The following is a 1,599-nucleotide window of genomic DNA, read 5'->3' on the forward strand; positions in this document are numbered from 1 at the left end:
GGACGACGCATCATCGTTGCCTGCACGCGCATGATGATGACGATGGTGCGCGTGGGGCTCTGACGCCTTGAGGGCAACCCCCAAGTGGTCGGCGGCGGCATGCCGCATCATCGTGCATGGCACTGCCGGGGCGATGGCAACCGCCACCGCCAGAATGGCGAACACCACTGCGCGAAGACGTGCCAAGGACCGTGTGACCCTATGCGAACTCGGTGCGACCATCGCACGGATGGACTGGACCGGCAACGCACGAACACCTTAATTTAAGATGAGCTCGGATTGGTCCGCGTTGCTGTTGGAAATCGGCCACAGGTCGTACTCGCGCGGCGGACGACAGACGTCCGGCCTTCGGCTGGGCTTTATCTTGACGCGGTTCTCGGCGACCCGCGACGTGGCCATTTCACGCCGCGCGCGAGTGCTTGCGCCTGCGGCCTGGGCGGCTGGCAACGGCAAGGATCTCGCCGGAGTGCCACCGGAGTGCCAGGGAGGTTGGCGGATCAATGGAGCGCCGACACCTCTGGCAGAAAGCCGCCCTTTCCTGAAGCCGATTGCAAGGGGGTTGTCTGCTGGGAGCCCGCCTACGAAGCTCGGTGCCGCCCAAGCTCAAGACGTAGCAAGCGCGGCATCAGGCACGCGAGCCTGGATACAAGGGCAACAGGCGGCCCTTCCTTGTATGGAGCGCCACGAAGGAGCCGCGGGAAGCAGGCCGAACGGCCGAGGCATGTTCGAACCCAACTCGCAACGCCCCGTGACGCCGCCCAGCCGCTCCCGACCTTCTGCCGCGTCCGTGGTTGCTTTCGGTGGCAGGGAGAAGCGGTTCGGCGGGTCCACCTGGTCCGGACGTACTCGGATGCCAGCTAATTCTTGCGCGCCGACGCGAACGAACGCAACAGACGCTCACCCTCAATCCGTTCGCAAACCCGCGAGAAGTCGCGCCGCACGCGGTGGATTTCGTTGACGCTATTGCACTAGTCGGGGCATTTTCCCGCCTAGTCTTTGGCCCGATGCTGATTGAAGGATAGACTATTTTATTTATCCTTCCGGATCTTGGCCTGGATTTCGCGCAGACTCTTCTCGTTTTCGTCCTTCGTCTTCCGAGCTTCCTTCACGACCGTCTCGTCCTTGGAGTGCTTGATGGCGGCCTCGGACATGTCCACCGCCCCCTGGTGGTGAGCCGCCATGCCCTTCATCCAAGCCAGATCGGGGTCGGGATCCATCATTCCCTGCATCATCGCCTTGTTCATCTTTTCCATGGCCTCCATGGAGCCCTTCTGCAGAGGCCCCATGTTCTTCATGTCCAGACCGGGCATGGACGCGCCATGGCTGCCTTGGGCAAGCAACGGAGTTGCGCCGGAAGCCATGATTGCCATGGCAAGGAGTGCAGTACTCACAGCCTTCATTCGAGCCTCTCTCTTCGCTTACTCTACTGGGGTATAATAGGTTGGAATGGGTCGGGTTCGCCGTTCCGTCGCGCTTTATTCCTACGGTCCGGGTCCCTGCTGAGCCCGATCTCATCCGATGCCCAGCCGGACGGCGTGCCTGGCTGACCACCCGCGCAAGGCAGCCGCGGTCCGGGGCGATGCTATGGGACCGCTGCGC

General features: G+C 62.7%; 1 protein-coding gene. It reads right to left on the reverse strand.

Features of this window, described 5'->3' with window-relative positions; all coding sequences use genetic code 11:
* Positions 1-1,028: 1,028 nt before the first annotated feature.
* Complete coding sequence (locus tag VP06_RS28615) at positions 1,029-1,400, reverse strand: DUF305 domain-containing protein (RefSeq protein ID WP_048444525.1); 372 nt, start codon at positions 1,398-1,400, stop codon at positions 1,029-1,031.
* Positions 1,401-1,599 lie beyond the last annotated feature (199 nt).

Source organism: Methylobacterium aquaticum, assembly GCF_001043915.1.
Lineage (GTDB): Bacteria > Pseudomonadota > Alphaproteobacteria > Rhizobiales > Beijerinckiaceae > Methylobacterium > Methylobacterium aquaticum.